The organism is Parvibaculum sp. MBR-TMA-1.3b-4.2, assembly GCF_053628815.1.
On sequence record NZ_JBRJHC010000001.1, the window covers coordinates 1885491 to 1903927 of the forward strand.

The window sequence follows — 18437 nt, forward strand, 5'->3', positions numbered from 1 at the left end:
TTTTTCAGAAAGCGTCGGGCTTCGCCATGCCTCCCTTGGCTGACGTAACGGAACGGCGGCTCAGGCGGTGTCGGATGCGCTGAGCGCCAGCTCCTCCATCATCTTTTCCCGGATCTGGAATTTCTGGACCTTGCCCGTCACCGTCAGCGGGAATTCCGTCACGAAGCGGATATAGCGCGGCACCTTGTAATGCGCGATCTGGCCGCGGCAGAACATCTTCACCTCCTCCTCGCTCAGTTCATCGCCCGCGCGCAGAACGATCCAGGCGCATATTTCCTCCCCGAACTTTTCGTCCGGTACACCGACCACGGCCACATCCTCGACCTTGGGATGGCGATAAAGGAATTCCTCGATCTCGCGCGGATAGACGTTTTCGCCGCCGCGAATGACCATGTCCTTCAAGCGCCCGACAATATTGCCGTAGCCTTCCGCGTCGATGGTGGCGAGGTCGCCGGTATGCATCCAGCCCTCGGCGTCTATCGCGTCCGCGGTCTTTTCCTTTTCGTCCCAATAGCCGAGCATCACCGAATATCCGCGCGTGCAAAGCTCGCCGGCTTCCCCGCGCGGCACGGTGTTGCCGTCGAGATCGACCACCTTGCATTCCAGATGCGGCTGCACCCGGCCGATGGTGGAGACGCGGCGTTCCAGCGGATCGGCCTTGCCGGTCTGGAAGCTCACCGGGCTCGTCTCCGTCATGCCATAGGCGATGGTGACGTCATGCATATTCATGCGGGAGACGACCTGTTTCATCACCTCCACCGGACAGGGCGATCCCGCCATGCAGCCGGTGCGGAGCGAGGAAAGGTCGAAGCGCTCGAAATCGGACACCCCGAGTTCGGCGATGAACATGGTCGGCACGCCGTAAAGCCCGGTGCATTTCTCCGCCTCGACGGTTTCGAGCACGGCGACCGGATCGAATGTGTCGGAGGGATAGACCATGGTCGCGCCATGTGTCAGGCAGCCGAGATTGCCCATCACCATGCCGAAGCAATGATAGAGCGGCACGGGGATGCAGAGCCTGTCGCCCGGCACAAGGCCCACTGCCTCGCCGACGAAAAAGCCGTTATTGAGGATATTGCGATGGGACAGCGTCGCGCCCTTGGGCAGGCCCGTCGTGCCGCTCGTGAACTGGATGTTGATCGCATCGCCGCAATCGAGCGTCGCGCCGATCTCCGCGAGGGCTTTTCTCTCCGCATCGCCCGCGAGCCCCGCCACATCGTCGAACTGCCGCCAGCCCGGGCGCGCGGCGCCGCCGATCTGGATGACATGCCTGAGATGCGGGAGTTTCGCTGCTTCGAGCAGACCATCCGACGCCGCGATCTCGGGCGCCAGCATCTCGACCATCGCGACATATTCGCTGCTCTTGAAACGCTCCGGTGTGATGAGGGCGGACACCCCCACCTTGTTCAGCGTGTATTCGAGTTCCGAGAGCCGGTAGGCCGGGTTGATATTGACGAGGACGATGCCCGCCTTTGCCGTCGCAAATTGCGTCAGCGCCCATTCCGCATTGTTGGGCGACCAGATGCCGAGCCGGTCACCCGGCTTCAGGCCCAGCGCCAGCAGGCCCGCCGCGAATGCCTCCGCCTTCTCGTTCAGCTCGGCATAGCTCCAGCGGATGTTCTGGTGAACCGAGACGACGGCTTCGCGCTCGCCCCATTTCCGCGCGGCGGCTTCCAGCGCCGCGCCGATGGTTTCCTCACTCAAGGGCGGCGTTTCCGCACCTTTCACATATGACAGCTGCTCTATCGCCGTGCCCATGACTTTCCTCCTCCCGGACAGCGCATCTCCCGCGCGCTTTCCGTAAAGGAAACCTCATCCCGCACACGAAATCAAAGGAAAGCGGAGCGCTACACCGGCACGAGCGTCACAAGCGTCTGGCCCGCCTGCACCATCTTGCCGGGCGCACAATGAATTTCGTGGACGCGGGCGGCCTCGGGCGCCTTCACCTCGATTTCCATCTTCATGGATTCAAGGATGACGAGCGGCTGTCCTGCCTCCACCTCATCGCCTTCCTTTACTTCCACCGACCAGACATTGCCCGGCACGCCCGCATCGACGAGCTTGCCGCCCTCGGGCACTTCGATGGCGCCTTCTTCCACCGGCGCGTCGGGCTCCATCTCACTCATGGCGAGGCCCTGCTCCTCCCAGCGCTGGCGCTCTTCCTCGAAGGCGCGGCGCTGTTTCGTGCGGAAGGCTTCGATGCTTTCGGCATTCTCTTCGAGGAAGGCCATATTGTCGGCAAGGCGGAATGTGCCTTCCTCCACCTTCACCTCGAACTCGCCATGCAGGAAGGCCTCGCGCGCTTCCAGCAACTCATCCGCCGAAACGGGATAGAATTTCAACCGGTCGAAGAAGCGCAGTAGCCACGGCTTCTCGGGCTCGAAATTCTTTGTGCTGTGCCAGCGGTTCCACATCTGCACGGTACGGCCGACAAGCTGATAGCCGCCGGGGCCTTCCATGCCGTAAACGCAGAGATAGGCGCCGCCGATGCCGACCGCATTTTCCGGCGTCCATGTACGGGCAGGGTTGTATTTCGTCGTCACGAGACGATGGCGCGGGTCGAGCGGCGTCGCCACCGGCGCGCCCAGATAAACGTCGCCCAGCCCCATCACCATATAGTCGGCCTCGAAGAGGATGCGCTTCACATCCTCGATGCCGTCGAGGCCGTTGATCCGGCGGATGAATTCGATATTGGACGGGCACCAGGGCGCATCGGGCCGTACAAGCGTTGCATATTTGCGCACCGCCTCCTGCGCCGCCTCATCGTCCCAGGAGAGCGGCAGATGCACGGTGCGGCTGGGCACCTCCAGATCGGCTGCCGACGGCATGTCCCGTTCCGCCTCTTCCAGAACCGCCATCAGGCGCGGCAGCGGCAGCACGTCCGGATCGTAATGGATCTGCAGCGAGCGGATGCCCGGCGTCATTTCGATAATGCCGGGGAGCTTCTTCTCCTGCAGGGTGACCATCATCGCATGCGCGCGGAAGCGCAGCGCGAAGTCGAGCACGATGGGCCCGTATTCGATCAGCAGGTAATCGTCGCCCGCTCGGCGATAGGTGACTTCCGTTTCGAGGTCGGTGATGCGGCCCAGAACAGCTTTTTCTACCGTGCCGGAGGGGAAGACCGCCGGGGCGTTTGCGCGCGGGCGGACGAGGTTCGCCACCCATTCCTCCTCCGTCTCGCGCAGGCTTTGCGCCTCTTCATCGCCGATGCGACGGAAGCGCACCTTGTCGCCCGGCTTCAACTGACCGAGCTTCCAGAGTTCGGCCTTGGCGAGCGTTGCCGGGCAGACGAAACCGCCAAGGCTCGGCCCGTCCGGCCCCAGAATGATGGGCATGTCGCCGGTGAAGTCGATCGTGCCGACCGCATAGGCGTTGTCGTGAATGTTGGAGGGGTGCAGCCCCGCCTCACCGCCATCCTTGCGCGCCCATTTCGGCTTCGGGCCGATCAGGCGGACGCCCGTGCGCGCAGAATTGTAGTGCACCTCATAGGCGGTCGAGAACAGCGTCTCGATATCCTCATCAAGGAAAAAGTCCGGCGCGCCATGCGGGCCGTATAGCGCGGCGATTTCCCATTCGGTCGCGAGAGCCGGGCGATCCGCTTCCGGCAGCGGTTCGGTGGCGGCAGCCGTGACGGCGCCCTCGCGGCGGATGCGCAGCACGTCGCCGGTTTTCAGCGCGCCGGGCGCGTGGCCGCCGAACTGGCCCAAGGTGAAGGCAGACCGCGAGCCGAGATATTCCGGCACGTCGAAACCGTTGCGGATCGCCAGATAGCCGCGTTGCCCCGCCCCCTTTACCTGAGCGAGGGTGAGCGTCTGGCCGCGCTTCACTTCCACCGCCTGCCAGAACGGCACCGGCTCGCCATCGAGCTTTGCGTCCATATCCGCGCCGGTCAGCGCGATCACCGCATCGTTGCGGAAGGCGAGCGTCGGCCCCATCAGCGTCATTTCGAGCGCGGGGGCGTCTTCCGCATTGCCGACCAGCCGGTTCGCCAGACGATGGGAGAGCGGGTCCATGGGCCCCGACGGCGGCACACCGACATCCCAATAGCCGATGCGGCCCGGATAGTCCTGAATGCTGGAAAGCGCGCCCGGCGAGACGACATCGATGGCCGCGCTCTTGCCCGCAAAGCCCGCCAGCGTGGAGGTCAACATCTCCCCATTCAGAAAGGTTTGGCCCCGCGCGATCTGGCGCAGATAGTCGAGATTGGTTTCGATGCCATAGACCGAAGAGGCATCCAGCGCCTCGGCGAGTTTCGCCGCGGCCTCTTCGCGCGTTGCGCCCTTGACGATGATCTTGGCGAGCATCGGGTCGTAGAAAGGAGACACCTCGGTGCCGGTCGCAATCCAGCCGTCGACGCGAATGTCTTGCGGGAAGCTCACTTCGGTCAGCAGGCCCGAAGAGGGCTGAAAATTCTTGCCCGGATCTTCGGCATAGAGGCGCACCTCGATCGAGTGGCCTTGCGGCGTACGAGTATAATTGTCCAGATCGTCGAGATCGCCCGCCGCCTGCCGGACCATCAGCTCCACGAGGTCGAGGCCCGTCACTTCCTCCGTCACCGGATGTTCCACCTGAAGGCGGGTATTCACTTCCAGGAAATAGAAGCGGTGCTCGGCCGCGTCGAAAATGAACTCGACCGTTCCGGCGCTCGCATAGCCGACACTTTCGCCGAGGCGAACCGCCGCCTCGTGCAATTCCTTTCGCATCGCATCCGTCAGGTTCGGCGCAGGCGTTTCTTCCAGCACTTTCTGGTTGCGGCGCTGCGCAGAGCAGTCGCGTTCGCCCAGCGCGATGACCTTGCCCTTGCCGTCGCCGAAAATCTGCACCTCGATGTGACGCGCCTGCGCCACGAATTTCTCCACGAAGAGGCCCGCATCGGAGAAATTCGCCTGCGCCAGCCGCTTTACCGTTTCATACAGACGCGGCAGATCTTCTTCGGAGTTGCAAAGCTGGAGCCCGATGCCGCCGCCCCCCGCCGTGCTTTTCAGCATGACGGGATAGCCGATGCGGGCGGCATGGGCGCGGGCCTCGTCGAGGTCGTGCACGAGCGGGGAGCCCGGCAGCAAAGGCACACCGCTCTCCTCGCTCAGATCGCGTGCCGTATGCTTCAGCGCAAAGGCACGCATATGTTCCGGGTGAGGCCCGATAAAGGCGACGCCTTCCTTGTAGAGACGCTCCACGAAGTCGGGGTTTTCGCTCAGGAAACCATAGCCGGGATGGACGGCTTCCGCGCCCGTTTGGCGAATGGCTTCGAGGATCGCCTCGACATCGAGATAGCTTTCCGAAACCGGCGCCGGCCCCACACGCACCGCCTCATCGGCAAGCTGCACATGGGGGGCGAAGCGGTCGGCGTCGGAATAGATCGCCACGGAGCCCACGCCCATCCGCTTCAATGTGCGGATGACACGACAGGCGATTTCGCCGCGATTGGCGATCAGTACTTTCTTGAACATGAACGTCTCCGTCAGGCCTCACTCTACCGGGCTTGGAAGGATCAGGCCTTCCATACCAGCGTACGCACGGGCGTCGGCTTGAAGCCGTTGCAGGGGTTGTTCACCTGCGGGCAGTTGGAGATGAAGACGAGAATGTCCATCTCCGCGCGCAGCTCCACATAGTCGCCGGGCTTCGACACGCCATCGACAATGGCGAGCGTTCCGTCCGGCTCCACCGGCACGTTCATGAAGAAATTGATGTTGCTGACAAGATCGCGCTTCGTCATGCCGTGCTTCGACAGTTCCATGACGAAATTGTCGCGGCAGCTATGCATGTATTTCTTGTCATGGCCGAAACGCACCGTGTTCGACTCTGCGCTGCAGGCGCCGGCGGAGGTGTCGTGGCCGCCCGCCGTGTCGGCCAGCATGGTGGCCATCAGATTGCCTTCGCTCGAATAGATTTCGGTGCCTGCCGTGACATAGGGAGAGCCCTGCATGCGGGCGGTGTCCTGCGCGCTGTAGCGCTCTTCCGTGTCATGCGCATTGTAGAAGAGCGTGTCGACGGCCTGCTGGCCTTCAAGGTCGACGATGCGCAGCACCTGCCCCTTGGGCAGCATGTAGGACCAGGGCCGTGTGGCGGGAACGGTGAAGTCGTAGATCGCCTCGGCGGGATCGCGTTCAATGTTTTGCATGGGATTATCCTCGCCTCAACGGAACAGGGGGTCTGTGTTTTCGAAACCGCGAATGGCTTCCTCGGTCGCCGTGCGGCAGAAATCGTCCGCGGCGGGCGGCGGGGATTGCCAGACCGTGAGGTCGACAGGCTGAGGATCGTATTCGCCGGACGCCAGCGGATGCGGGCAGTTGGAAACGAACACCAGAAGGTCCATCTCCGCGCGCAGATCCACATAGTCTCCTTTCGATGCACCGTCGCCTTCCCAGACGAAGCGGCCTTCCGGATCGACGGCGACGGGCGCGAACAGCGTCAGGCAGGGCGGAACATCGGCCTTGCTCAACCCGTGCTTGGCGGCCAGCAGGATGAAATTGCCGCGCGTGGAACGCAGCGTGGCGTCGCCGTATTTCTTCTCGTTGCTGAGGGGCGTAGACCCGCCCGCCAATGCATCGTTGCGGCCGAAAGTGTCGTCGGTGATCGAGGCCAGCACGCGGCCCATATCGGAAAAGAGCACGCGGCCGCGCTGCAGCGCCGCGCTCCACTGGATCTTCACCGTGTCGCCCGCGTTGAAGCGTTCGGTCGGGTCGGCGGCGTTATAAAGCAGCACGGAGACGCCGGCGGTCGGCCCGGTCGCCGAAATGCGCAGGGTCTCACCACGCGGGATGCGGCGCGACCAGCCCCAGCTGCCGGGCAGCGTTTCCTGCCAGAGAACGTCCTTTTCGGGAATGTCGCGGGGATTGCCCGGCGCTTCGCTGATGTCTCGGCGTTTTGCGCGCCCCTGCGCGAAGAGCGCGTCGTAGCGCGCCTTTTCTTCGGCGCGGGCGTCGTCAGCACTTTGTGCCATCTCTCCATCTCCTTACACCATGCCGGTATGTGAACCGGCGCCCGGCCGTCCGGGCAAAAATCCGGCAAGGCCGGAAGAGGTCGCGGGCAGGTCGTCCTGCCGGCGATGGTGCCGCCGCATGAAGTCTGGAGGATCGGCGATACACGGCGGCCTGCAATGCCAATCCTCGCATCGCATCCGTCTCCCGGGCTTTTGTCCCGCCGTGTACCTGACCGCTGTTGACCGGTCAGGGTGTAGCTCTCGGACCAGACACCGCATCGGTCGTAAAACCGATTTGCGGCCGGAACCCTAGCCACTGCCTGTCTTCAGTGTCGCAAACCCCGTGCCATGGATAAAGGGGCATAAACCCTGGCTTGCCGGGTTTTTTAGCGCCCGAGGACGCTCAATATCTGTCCTTTTGCCTAAAGTTTCACCAGTCTGCCGTTTTCATTTCCAATCAGTCGCCACTGAAGGGATGAAGCGGCGGAATGACCGCGGCCATGAGCTGTATCTTGCCGGCGATGACGCCGCGCTTGGTGACCATCTCATCGGCGATCGCCTGGAGCTTTCGCGCCGGGCCCTGTACCAGCACGACTTCCATGGTCTGGTTATGCGCCAGATGGACATGGAGAGAGCTGATGCATTCGTCGATATAGCGGTACTGCAGGTCGGCGAGCTGCTTCTGAAGCCCATTGGCCGTGTTGTCATAGTAGATGGTGATGATGCCGACCATCACCTCGTCGCCGCGCTCGCGCTTATGCTCCACCAGAAACTGGTGGAGCATGTCGTTGATCGCCTGGGACCGGCTCTGAAACCCCCGGTCCTCCACCATCTGGTCGAGTTCGGTCAGCAATTCCTCCGGCAGGGAAATGCTGATGCGGCTTACGGGCCTGCTGTCGATGGTCCGCGCACCATTTGCATTGTTTGGGGCGTCGCCTATGCCGTTCCCGGACATTTTTTATCCTTCAGAAAAGATGGCTGTAGCGTTCCACTTCCCACTCGCTGACCGAGAGATGGTAGGCCTGCCATTCTTCGGTTTTGTACTTCACGAACTCGTCGCGAAGCCCACTTCCCAGCGCCGTTTCGGTGATCGGGTCGGCCTGGAAACAGGCGACCGCCTCCTGCAGGTTCTGCGGCAGGAACTGGATGCCGCGCGCCGCACGCTCCGATTCGGAAATCGTGTAGAGATTATCCTCGTTCGGATCACCCGGGTCGATCCCTTCGCGAATGCCTTCAAGACCGGCGGCAAGCGCCAGCGTGGCGGCAAGGTAAGGGTTCACGGCACCGTCGGCATTGCGCGACTCGCAGCGCCCGCCGCCCGACGGCACGCGCACGGAATTCGTGCGGTTGTTGGAGCCGTATGAGTTGAAAACGGGTGCCCAGGTGAAATAGCTCATCGCCCCCTGACGCACGAGGCGCTTGTAGCTGTTGACCGTCGGCGCGAAGGCGGCGCAGAGCGCGGGCCCGTGTTTCAGGATGCCGCCGATGAACTGATAGCCGGTTTCGGTGAGGCCCAGCCCGCGCGGATCGTCTTTCGGATCGCAGGCAAAGACATTGCCGCCGGTCTTCAGATCGTAGAGCGACATGTTGAAATGCGCGCCATTGCCCGTCTTGTCGGCAAAGGGCTTGGGCATCATGGTCGCAAGCAGGCCTTCCTGCTTGGCGAACTCCTTTGCCATGTAGCGGAAGAAGACCAGCCGGTCGCACATGGTGAGCGCGTCCGCATAGGCAAAGTCGAACTCGTACTGGCCGTTCGCGTCTTCATGGTCGAAGGAATAGAGATCCCAGCCCAGGTCGTTGATGCAGGTCGCGACCTTGTCGAGCCAGTTGAACTGGTCCATGAAGCCCTCGACGCTGTAGCAGGGCTTGGTCAGCTTGTCGTTCGGGTTCGGCACGGAGAGCGAGCCGTCCTCATTTTGTTCGAGGACGAAGATTTCGCATTCGATGCCGAGATTGAAGCCGAAGCCCATTTCGGCTGCCTGCGCCAGCATGTTCTTCAGCGCGACGCGGGTATTCAGCGGATAGGGTTTGCCCTGAAAGCCGTTATCGGCGGGCATCCAGGCGACCGAGGGTTCCCAGGGAAGCTGCACGATATGCGTAAGATCCGGGATCGAGGTGATCTCGTCATCATTCGGCGCCTGACCGAGACCGTCCAGCGCGTAGCCCGTATAGCGCTCGGAACCATGCGCCATGTGATGCAGATGGTCGATCGGCACCACCTTGCCTTTCGGCACGCCGTGAATGTCCACATAGGCGCCAATGCAGTATTTAACGCCCTTTGCGCGCAGGTCCTTCTGGATCGTTGTGATCTCTTCGTCCGTCATCATTGCCGTGCCTTTCTCTATCGCGACAGGTCATGCGTTCCCGCTTTGCGCCGGGCTCTTTCGCCCCAGCACATGAAATTCTTTCTCTTGTGTCGCCTTACTTCGTCAGCCACCCTACCTAAAACAGGTTTGGGGGTGAGGCCGCTTTCCGTTCAATCCGTGCAGACCATCGCATGACGCTCAATCCACACTGTCGCCGACTTCGACGAGACGGGGCATGTCGGGATAGTCAGACTCATCCTCGTCCGCCCCCTCTTCTTTCTCTTCATGCGCGTAGATCAATTCTTCCAGACGCGCCTTGGTGGCGAGGAATTCGTCGGAGATGAACTGTTCCATCTTGCGGGGGTGAGGGACGGGCACTTCGATCAGCTCCTGCACCTCGCCCGGATGCGCCTTCAGCACCAGCACGCGGTCGGCGAGATAGATCGCCTCGTCGAGGTCATGGGTGATGAAGACGATGGTGATGTCGATCTTGCGCCAGATCTCCAGCAGGTGCGCCTGCATCCGGGCGCGGGTCTGCGCGTCCAGCGCGCCGAAGGGTTCGTCCATCAGCAGAATGCGCGGCTGGTTGGCGAGCGCGCGCGCAATCGCAACGCGCTGCTTCATGCCACCCGACAATTGATGCGGATAGGCGTCGGCGAATTTTTCCAGACCGATAAGCGCCAGCCATTGCAACGCCTGGCGTTCGGCTTCCTGAAACCCCATGCCGTTCACCGTGAGGCCGAACATGACGTTGCGCTTCACGCTCAGCCAGGGAAAGAGCGTGTAGCCCTGAAACACCATGCCGCGATCCTTGCCCGGACCCTTCACCGGCTTTCCCTCCAGCAGCACGTCGCCGCCGGTCTGCGCATCGAGCCCGGCCAGAATGCGGATGAGTGTGGACTTGCCGCAGCCCGACGGACCGACCACGCAGAGAAATTCACGGCGGTGCGTTTCGAAGTGAATGTCCTTCAGCGCGACCGTCTGGCCCTTGGGCGTTTCGAAAACCTTGTCGAGCCCCTTCACTTCCAGAATTTTCGGACGGGCCTTCAGCCGCTCGAAGCGCTCGCGTACCGCGTCGGACTGTTCGAGATAGGACGGCAGTGTCTTTTCCGCGTTCATGGTTGCCTCGCTCTATTTTCCGTTGCGGTCCCAGGGGAAGAAGCGTTTCGCCAGCATCCCCAGAACGAGATCGGTCCCGAGACCGATGATGCCGATGATGATGATGGCGGCGTACACATTTTCGAAATGCTGGTAGCGCGCCTGTTGCGTGATGAACCAGGTGATACCGCTGGTCGTGCCGATCAGCTCGGCCACGATCAGATAGGTCCACGCCCAGCCCAGCAGGATGCGCAGGTCGCGATAGAGATCGGGCAATACGCCCGGTACCACGACGCGCGTCAGAAGCTGGAGATTGCCCGCGCCCAGCGTCAGGGCGGCTTCGGTCAGCGCCCCGTCGAGCTTGCGCGTCGTATTGGCGATGATGAGCACCTGCTGGAAGAAGGTGCCGATAAAGATGATCGCGATCTTCGGCCCGTCATAGATACCCAGAATGGCGACGGCGAGCGCACCGAAGGCGGGCGCGGGAAGATAGCGGAAGAATTCTACAAAGGGTTCGGTGAGGCGCGATATGGGCGCATAGGCCCCGCAGAGCACGCCCAGCGGCACACCGATGGCCGAGGAGAGGAAGAAGCCCCAGAAGATCACCTGGATCGAATGCCACAGGCTTTCATGCAGCCAAGGCATATCCCTCGACGGCGGCGGCGTAACGAAGGCGGTATAAAGCGCGGAAGCCACTTCATGCGGCGCGGGCAGATAGACCGGGTTGGCCGGAAAGCCCTGCGGCGGCGCCTGTCCTTCGGCTTCCGCCTCCTTGACGACGTCCTCGAAGGGCCCGCGCGGCATGCGCATGTCGACCTGCAGATAGGAGACGCTGCCGGGATCGGTGATCTGCACCAGGGGGTGCCACACGACGGGCACATAGCTCACGATGCTCCAGACGAGGATCGGCAATACAAAGGAAAGAATGCCGAGAACGGTCTTTGCTTTAGGCGACAGTTCCGTCTGAACCGAGAACCAGTTTGTCCGACTCATGGTACCCCCGGGCGCTACTCGTTACTCACAACTCAATACGCGACTTACTTAAGGGCGTCCGCCTCGAGGGACGGATCGATATAGCTGTCGACGTCCTGGGGATCGGCATAGACCTTGTACTTCACGTTGAAGTCATCGGAGATCTTCGACGATCCGTAGAGGGAGGAAAACCCATCCGCCTTCTTGAGCACCTTGGAGCTTTCCTCGAGCGTGAGGAGCTTCGTGCCGTTCAGAAGCGGCTTGTACTGCGCCGGCGTCAGACCCACGCGGGCAGACATGATCTTCAGCGCGTCGGGCTGGGTTTCGGGATCGTTGATGTATTTGACGACCTTGTCCCAGACCTTGATGAGCTTCACATAGTCGTCGCGGCGGTTGGCCAGGCTCGTCGGCGTCACGGTCAGCGTGTCGTAGATGAGGCCGGGCTCATCCGCCGAGGTGTAGACGGGACGCGATCCCGGAACGAGCTTCATCGCCGTGCCGGAGCTCGGCTGCCAGGCGCCGATCGCGTCGACATCGCCGGAGGCAAGCACCTGAGGCGTGTTGTTGGTGGCGACATTGACCAGGCTGACATCGGATTCCGCCATGCCGTTCTTCTCAAGACCGTTCAGCAGCAGAAGATGGTCCACGAAGCCCATCTCGACGCCGATCTTCTTGCCCTTCAGTTCCTTGAGGCTTTTGATGCCCGGCTTGGCGATGATCATGTCATTGCCGTTGGAATAGTCGTTCACCAGGATCATGACGCTCTTGGTGCCGCTGCCGCCCATGACGAGCGCATCGCCATTGGTCACGCTGACGCCGTCGAGCTTGCCGGCGGCAAAGGCATCCATGGACGCCACATAATCGAACCACTGGAAATCCGCGTCGACACCGGCTTCCTTGAGCCAGCCCTTGTCGATGGCGACCTGCCAGGCCACCCAGCCGGGCCAGTCGCTGTAACCGATTTTAAGCGGGGCTTCGGCGCGGGCGGGCGCGGCCAGCATGATTGCCGACATGGCCAGGCCCAACGCCAATCCAAGACTTCTCTTGAGACCCATCACATTAACTCCCGAGGTTGAGCAGTATTACGAAATGCAAAATGCGTAATACTACGAGCAAGCCCCGTGCCACGGAGGAGAACGGGAGAATGCCGGGCGTTTTGGCCCTCAAACGGGAATTTCGGCGAGTTTCGACCCCTTATGTTGCACAGCACACAAGCGGGTTGCGCCGCAGATCGCTCATTTCCTGTGCATGCACATCAACCGGGCAGCCGGCCGAAGTGAAAGCGGAGGCGGCGGAGGAAATCAGGCGCTCTCTTCCGCCACGAAGCCCTTCCAGCCGCTCATATAAGTCACGAAGGCCTCACCCAGCCCTTCGTCGCGCAGGTGCTGGGCGGTCACCGGCAGCGCCGGCGACACATAAGAAGGGTCCGCCAGCACACGCCGCGGGAAGTCGTGTCGCAGAATCGCGGCCCGGCCGATCACGACGAAGTCGCATCCGTTCTCGATCACCTGAGCGGCATCCACCGCGCTCATGATCTTGCCCGCCGCGCCCAGCCGGACGGATCCGCGCGGCAGCTCGGCGAAATAGCTCAGGAGCGAACGACCCTGGAACTCCTCCTCGACGGGCTCCTTGAAGACATCCCAAAGCGACATGTCGAGATAGTCGATCTTTTCCTGCCGCAGGATTTCCGCCGCCACTTCGCGCACTTCCGCAAGCTTCAGGCCGAAGCGTTCGGGAGACAGCCGCAATCCGACCTGGAAGTCGGGACGGCAGGCGGCGCGGATACCGTCGATCACTTCCATGATGAGGCGCGCCCGGTTTTCCAGCGAGCCGCCATATTCGTCGTCGCGACGGTTGAGTTCCGGAGAGAGGAACTGCGCGAGCAGGTAGCCATGCGCGCCATGCACTTCCACACCGTCGAAGCCCGCCTTCTCGGCGCGCTGCGCTGCCTGAACGAACGCATCGCGCGCTGCCTTCACTTCGGCCGTCGTCATGGCACGGGCGCCGGTATCGGCGTCCTCGGACGGACCGACGATATCCGTGACGATGCCCTTGACGGCGCGAATGCCCGCATGATGAAGCTGGACGGAGGAAACCGAGCCGCAGGATCCGATCTTCTGCGCCAGCCGGGTCAGCCCTTCCAGATGCTCGTCGCCGAAAACGCCGAGCTGGCCCGCAAAGCCCTGTCCTTGCGCCTGCACATGCGCGGCGCATGTCATGGTGAGCCCGAAATCGCCCTCCGCCCGCATGGTCAGCCAGCGATATTCATCATCGGAGAGCTTGCCGTCCGCATGGCTCTGCTGGTTCGTGAGCGGCGCCAGCATGAAGCGGTTCTTCATTTCAGGGCCCCGGGCGAAGGCGAGGGGTTCGGCGAGACGGGCTGCGGTCGTCATGAGATTTCCTGAATGTCGAAAAAGCGCCGGGATATGCGCCTTGTGAATTGCGATGGCCGGGATGGAAGCCGCCCGCCCATTTTATGTCAAGCACACTGACGCGGCCGTGCGCGGCGATGCCGGCGAGATTTTCGGCCAAGCCCGGTCACGCAGGGACAGGCCGCCCCTGCGGCAAGGGAGGAAACCGCATGGCAATGAGCCACCAAAGGCCCCACATAGGATGTAGCAGACGAGAAATCGTCGGTAAGATAACTGGACAGACCGCAGGAGGAGGCGATCATGTCGGAAAACAGCGAGGCGGCACCGCGCGACTATTCCCAGTCCAATGCGGAACTGGCCGCCAGGTGGAAAATCGACGTCAACCAGGACCCCTATTCCATACCGCTGGAAGATCTCGACCCGGCGCATGACGATCTTTTCGCCGCCAACAAGACCCTGCCCTATTTCGAGCGGCTGCGGGAAGAAGACCCGGTGCACCTCTCCGAGAAGGGGCCCTACGGGCGATACTGGTCGATCACCAAGTATGAAGACATCATGTATGTCGACACGCATCACCAGATCTTTTCATCCGACATCCGCAATGGCGGTATCCGGCTCGGCGGCCTTCCCATCGAGGGCGAGCCCGACCCGCTGACCTATCTGCCCATGTTCATCATGGAAGACCCGCCCAAGCATGACGAGCAGCGCAAGATCGTGCAGCCCATGTTCACCAGCGAAAGCCTGTCGTCGCTGGAAGGGCTTATTCGCCAGCGCGCGGGCCATATTCTCGACAACCTGCCGCGCAACGAGGAGTTCAACTGGGTGCGCGAGGTTTCGGTGGAGCTGACCGGACGCACGCTCGCCACGCTGTTCGACGTTCCGCAGGAAGACCGGCACAAGCTCATTCACTGGTCCGATACGGTGGAGAGGCTGGGCGATCCGGAATATTTCGAGACGCCGGAAGAGGGCTTCAAGGAGCTGTGGACCTGCTGGGAATATTTCGACGCGGTGTGGAAAGAACGCGCGGCGCGCAAGGAGCCGGGCTCCGACCTCATCTCCATGCTGGTGCATGGCGAGTCCACGAAGAACATGCCGCCCAACGAATATCTCGGCAACATGCTGCTGCTGATCGTCGGCGGCAATGACACGACGCGCAATTCCATCACCGGCGGCGTTCTCGCGCTCAATCAGTTTCCGGACGAGTACAAGAAACTGACCGACAATCCGGACATCATTCCGAACATGGTGTCGGAGATCATCCGCTGGCAGAGCCCGGTCGCACATATGTGCCGCACGGCGCTCGAAGATACAGAAATTCGCGGCAAGGCGATCAAGAAGGGCGACAAGGTCGCGATGTGGTACGTGTCGGGCAACCGGGACGAGGAGAAGATTTCCCGCGCCAACGAGTTCCTGATCGACCGCGAAGGCGCGCGCCACCACCTCTCCTTCGGCTTCGGCATTCACCGCTGCGTGGGCAACCGGCTCGGCGAGATGCAGCTTCGTATTCTCTGGGAAGAGATCATGAAGCGCTTCAAGAAAGTGGATGTCGTGGGCGACCCGAAATATCTGCGGTCCAACTTCATACGGGGCATCACCCACTTGCCGGTGATCCTGCGCGAGTGACGGCGGGCGGGCTCCGGCCCGCCTCTATCCCTGAAAGATCAGGAAGAGAAAGGCGATGAAAATCAGGACGTGCACCGCGCCCTGAAGCAGGTTCGTGCGGCCGCTTGAAAAGGTGATGACGCTTGCCGCCAGCATGAGCACGAGAATGATCGTGTCGCTCGGCTCCAGCCCTAGAACCAGATCGAAGCCTGCCCAGTAGGCCACCGCCAGCATCGCCGGCACGGTCAGGCCGATCGTGGCCAGCACCGACCCCAGGAAAATATTCACCGCGCGTTGAAGCTGATTGCGAAGCGCCGCCTTCACCCCGCCGATCGCCTCGGGCGTCGCCACCAGCGTCGCCATGACGACGCCGCCTATCGCCACCGGGGCGTGAAGCGTTTCGACCACATAATCGACCGGCACGGCAAGCTGCTCGACCAGAAACACGACGGGCACCATATAGGCGAGCATCAGGAGCGCATGCGGCAGGATGCCGGTCTCCCCCACCTCATCATGCGCCTCTTCCCCGCCAATGTCGGAGAGGGAGAAATAGGCGCGGTGGCGTCCGGTCTGGATCAGCACGAAAATGCCGTAAAGGCCGGTGGCCATCACACCGAGCATGATCATCTGGCCGAGGGAATAGGTTCCGCCCTCCGTCGATTTGGTGAAGTCGGGAAGGATCAGGCTGAAGACCGCCAATGGCACGATGACGCCCAGATAGGCATTGGCGCCTTGAAGGTTGAAGCTCTGCTCGTGATGCCGCAACGCGCCGAGCAACAGCGACAGGCCGACCATGCCTCCCATCACGATCATGACGACCGAAAACAGCGTGTCGCGCACCAGCGTCGGGTTTTCGCCGCCATGCATCATGATCGCGGTGATGCTCATGACCTCGATCAGGGCGATGGAAACCGTCAGCACCAAAGTGCCATAGGGTTCGCCCAGCTTTTCGGACAGCGCTTCGGCATGACGCACGACGCCGACCGCCGCGCCGAGCACGACGGCGAAAATCCAGACGAAGAGAACCCCGAGCCATATCCCGTTTGAAAGCCCCTGAAAGAGCCGGGAGCCGAAAAAGAGGAAAACGAGGCTCGTGGCGATAGCCACGGCCAGCATCCATTCGCGCCGAAGCGCGATCCGGCGCGGGCCCACGGGCGCGGCGTCGACCGTGGCGTCCTGCGCGGAAACCGGCTCTTCCATCATGCCCCCGATCAGGCCGGCTCGCCGGCGGCATCCGCCGCGGCAGCAAAATTATCCGTTCCCAGATAGCTTGTGTAAGAGGGAAATGCGAAGTCGGAGCCGCTATCGTACACAATCCCCATCACGCGCAGGAGAAGCTCTTCCCGGATCTTCAGGAAGTTGCCCCAATCCGCGCTGCGCACCATCCCTCGAACTTCCAGATCCAGGGAATAATCGCCCAATTCCTTCAGACAGACGCGAACCGTGTCTGGATCGATGCGCTCGTCGGTGCGCAGCATCTCCGCGACCTTGTCGATGATGTCGGAAAGCTGTTCGCGCGTGGTTTCATAGCGGAGCCTGAGCTCCGTATTGATCAGGTTCGCATCGCGGCGCGTATAGTTCGTGATCGACATTTGAGAGAACTCCGAGTTCTGCACCGTCACCAGCGTGCGGTCCAGCCCGCGCACCTTGGTGGAGCGCAGGCCGATCTCCTCCACCGTGCCGACCATGCTGCCGAATTTACAGAAATCGCCGACTTTCACCGGACGGTCCGCATAGAGAATGATACCGCCGATAAAGTTCTCCAGCGTCGGGCGGACGGCCAGCGCAAGCGCGAGACCGCCGACACCCAGACTTGCGATGATGCCGTATAGCGGGACGCCCATTCGCGCCACGGCCAGCGCTATCACATAGCTGGCAACCAGAATGCCGAGCACCCGCAATATGAGGCGGATGAGGCTGGCATCGAGACTTTCCTTACGCACGCGCGGCATGGATACGATCATCGCCGCCACGGCATTGAAGCCGAGCACGATGACGACGGCCACGGCAACCGCCTGAAGAGCCAGCACGACGAGTTGCAGGGCGGCCAGGAAATCGCCCGTCAGATTGACGAAGTCGTCATTCAGCCAGAGATATAATTCCAGCAGGCCGGCGATCAGAAGAGGCGCGATCATACGCTCCAGCGAACGGACAACCGGATTGACCGGCTGGACGCGCCGCCCCTCCCAGCGCAACAGCACAAACACGGCAAGAGCGAGGAGTACGGTCATGAATGCAAAGGCCATCCATTGCCAGACCGCCTGCTCATGGAAACTCGACCGCATCCAGTCCGGCAGCTCCAGCACGTAGCGATAGAACTCCACCGGCATGGAAAGGCCCGGCCCCAGAACGAAATCCTGGTAGAAGTCCATCGTTCCGCCGGAGCGCTCGGGCATGTCGCGGACAAGGGCGTAAAACGTCGGCAGGCGCTGCACCGTGTCTTCCGAGAACAGATAATCGGGACTGCCGTCCGCTCCCTCGACGCGGACCATCCTTATTTCGGTGCCGGGAAGAACCCAACCGTGATCGGCCTTGCCTGCGGCCACCTCTGCCCTGCCCGGGATAGCGGCCAGATCCGGTTCGGGGAGGCGATCCAGAATTTCCTTGAGGAGGAGAACCGAGCTGATCCCCACCGAACGGCGGCTGGCGGGCGCCACGGATGACAGGTCGAGCGTGGAGGTCGCCTTTATCAGATCGGCCAGTGCCTGTTTCTTCAGGGCGGAGACTTCCTCGGTATCGAAAATGGCATCGTTCTCCGCCGCCCGTTCGATGGCCGCCAGGAGGGATTTTTCCACATCGTCGGTGAGCCGGGTGAAACTCGAGAAGGTCTGGCGGGGAGAGGCGTTGGGCAGAGGCGAGAGCGGCGAGGCCGCTACCGGATCGCTCTCCACCGCGCCTTGCGGCGGCGTCATAGTTTGCTGCGCCATCGCCGCGGATGCCGAAACACCCGACAGGGAGGCAGCGAACAGGAAAAAGACGGAGAGTAGGCGAGCCGCCGTCGGGCGAAGCAAATGATGCATCGTATTTTCAGCCTATCGCAGCTGTTTCGACTATCGCCAGCCTAGGAGAACCATGGTTAACAGCGCCTTTACCTGATCGGACGCGGCCGGCGCAGCACCCCGATCGCACCCGGACTTGCCTATGAGAAGCCGCCGGATTATAAAT

General features: G+C 62.0%; 13 protein-coding genes and 1 riboswitch. Of the genes, 1 reads left to right on the forward strand and 12 read right to left on the reverse strand.

Features of this window, described 5'->3' with window-relative positions:
• Positions 1-60 precede the first annotated feature (60 nt).
• The 10 genes from ACSSVQ_RS09065 to ACSSVQ_RS09110 form a co-directional block, all read right to left on the reverse strand.
• Positions 61-1758, reverse strand: a complete 1698-nt coding sequence (locus ACSSVQ_RS09065) for an AMP-binding protein (RefSeq protein WP_454182466.1) — start codon at positions 1756-1758, stop codon at positions 61-63.
• An 89-nt stretch (positions 1759-1847) separates the two neighbouring features.
• Positions 1848-5450, reverse strand: coding sequence for an urea carboxylase (uca, locus tag ACSSVQ_RS09070; RefSeq protein ID WP_454182467.1), 3603 nt, complete (start codon positions 5448-5450; stop codon positions 1848-1850).
• Positions 5451-5491: 41 nt separating this feature from the next.
• A complete protein-coding gene (locus ACSSVQ_RS09075; RefSeq protein ID WP_454182469.1) occupies positions 5492-6121 on the reverse strand; it encodes an urea amidolyase associated protein UAAP2 in 630 nt (209 codons plus the stop codon).
• A 15-nt stretch (positions 6122-6136) separates the two neighbouring features.
• The gene (locus ACSSVQ_RS09080; RefSeq protein ID WP_454182471.1) at positions 6137-6943 is read right to left on the reverse strand and encodes an urea amidolyase associated protein UAAP1; all 807 of its coding nucleotides are present in this window, start codon (positions 6941-6943) and stop codon (positions 6137-6139) included.
• Positions 6944-7122: 179 nt separating this feature from the next.
• A riboswitch (guanidine-I (ykkC/yxkD leader) is annotated at positions 7123-7246 on the reverse strand.
• 133 nt (positions 7247-7379) lie between these two features.
• Entirely contained in the window at positions 7380-7877 is a 498-nt protein-coding gene (nikR, locus tag ACSSVQ_RS09085; RefSeq protein WP_454182473.1) for a nickel-responsive transcriptional regulator NikR, read from the reverse strand.
• Between the two features lie 10 nt (positions 7878-7887).
• Entirely contained in the window at positions 7888-9249 is a 1362-nt protein-coding gene (glnT, locus tag ACSSVQ_RS09090; RefSeq protein ID WP_454182475.1) for a type III glutamate--ammonia ligase, read from the reverse strand.
• A 177-nt stretch (positions 9250-9426) separates the two neighbouring features.
• The gene (locus tag ACSSVQ_RS09095; protein ID WP_454182476.1) at positions 9427-10347 is read right to left on the reverse strand and encodes an ABC transporter ATP-binding protein; all 921 of its coding nucleotides are present in this window, start codon (positions 10345-10347) and stop codon (positions 9427-9429) included.
• Positions 10348-10359: 12 nt separating this feature from the next.
• On the reverse strand, positions 10360-11319 hold the full coding sequence (locus ACSSVQ_RS09100; protein ID WP_454182478.1) for an ABC transporter permease: 960 nt from the start codon (positions 11317-11319) through the stop codon (positions 10360-10362).
• Positions 11320-11363: 44 nt separating this feature from the next.
• Entirely contained in the window at positions 11364-12353 is a 990-nt protein-coding gene (locus tag ACSSVQ_RS09105) for an ABC transporter substrate-binding protein (protein ID WP_454182480.1), read from the reverse strand.
• Positions 12354-12599: 246 nt separating this feature from the next.
• A complete protein-coding gene (locus tag ACSSVQ_RS09110; protein WP_454182482.1) occupies positions 12600-13691 on the reverse strand; it encodes an NADH:flavin oxidoreductase in 1092 nt (363 codons plus the stop codon).
• Positions 13692-13970: 279 nt separating this feature from the next.
• Here ACSSVQ_RS09110 and ACSSVQ_RS09115 point away from each other — a divergent pair, with 279 nt between their 5' ends.
• Positions 13971-15293 (forward strand): cytochrome P450, encoded by a 1323-nt coding sequence (locus ACSSVQ_RS09115; protein WP_454182484.1) that lies wholly within the window; start codon positions 13971-13973, stop codon positions 15291-15293.
• Positions 15294-15317: 24 nt separating this feature from the next.
• On the opposite strand, the gene ACSSVQ_RS09120 is transcribed toward ACSSVQ_RS09115, so the two are convergent.
• Positions 15318-16388, reverse strand: coding sequence for a calcium:proton antiporter (locus ACSSVQ_RS09120; protein WP_454184675.1), 1071 nt, complete (start codon positions 16386-16388; stop codon positions 15318-15320).
• Between the two features lie 95 nt (positions 16389-16483).
• Positions 16484-18199, reverse strand: a complete 1716-nt coding sequence (locus ACSSVQ_RS09125; RefSeq protein ID WP_454182486.1) for a mechanosensitive ion channel family protein — start codon at positions 18197-18199, stop codon at positions 16484-16486.
• Between the last annotated feature and the right edge of the window lie 238 nt (positions 18200-18437).

What these genes read in the sequence shown, in the direction of transcription:
- ACSSVQ_RS09065 (WP_454182466.1), bottom strand. Translation starts at nt 1,758, where the DNA reads ATGGGCACGGCGATAGAGCAGCTGTCATATGTGAAAGGTGCGGAAACG.
- uca (WP_454182467.1), bottom strand. Translation starts at nt 5,450, where the DNA reads ATGTTCAAGAAAGTACTGATCGCCAATCGCGGCGAAATCGCCTGTCGT.
- ACSSVQ_RS09075 (WP_454182469.1), bottom strand. Translation starts at nt 6,121, where the DNA reads ATGCAAAACATTGAACGCGATCCCGCCGAGGCGATCTACGACTTCACC.
- ACSSVQ_RS09080 (WP_454182471.1), bottom strand. Translation starts at nt 6,943, where the DNA reads ATGGCACAAAGTGCTGACGACGCCCGCGCCGAAGAAAAGGCGCGCTAC.
- nikR (WP_454182473.1), bottom strand. Translation starts at nt 7,877, where the DNA reads ATGTCCGGGAACGGCATAGGCGACGCCCCAAACAATGCAAATGGTGCG.
- glnT (WP_454182475.1), bottom strand. Translation starts at nt 9,249, where the DNA reads ATGATGACGGACGAAGAGATCACAACGATCCAGAAGGACCTGCGCGCA.
- ACSSVQ_RS09095 (WP_454182476.1), bottom strand. Translation starts at nt 10,347, where the DNA reads ATGAACGCGGAAAAGACACTGCCGTCCTATCTCGAACAGTCCGACGCG.
- ACSSVQ_RS09100 (WP_454182478.1), bottom strand. Translation starts at nt 11,319, where the DNA reads ATGAGTCGGACAAACTGGTTCTCGGTTCAGACGGAACTGTCGCCTAAA.
- ACSSVQ_RS09105 (WP_454182480.1), bottom strand. Translation starts at nt 12,353, where the DNA reads ATGGGTCTCAAGAGAAGTCTTGGATTGGCGTTGGGCCTGGCCATGTCG.
- ACSSVQ_RS09110 (WP_454182482.1), bottom strand. Translation starts at nt 13,691, where the DNA reads ATGACGACCGCAGCCCGTCTCGCCGAACCCCTCGCCTTCGCCCGGGGC.
- ACSSVQ_RS09115 (WP_454182484.1), top strand. Translation starts at nt 13,971, where the DNA reads ATGTCGGAAAACAGCGAGGCGGCACCGCGCGACTATTCCCAGTCCAAT.
- ACSSVQ_RS09120 (WP_454184675.1), bottom strand. Translation starts at nt 16,388, where the DNA reads ATGCTGGCCGTGGCTATCGCCACGAGCCTCGTTTTCCTCTTTTTCGGC.
- ACSSVQ_RS09125 (WP_454182486.1), bottom strand. Translation starts at nt 18,199, where the DNA reads ATGGCGCAGCAAACTATGACGCCGCCGCAAGGCGCGGTGGAGAGCGAT.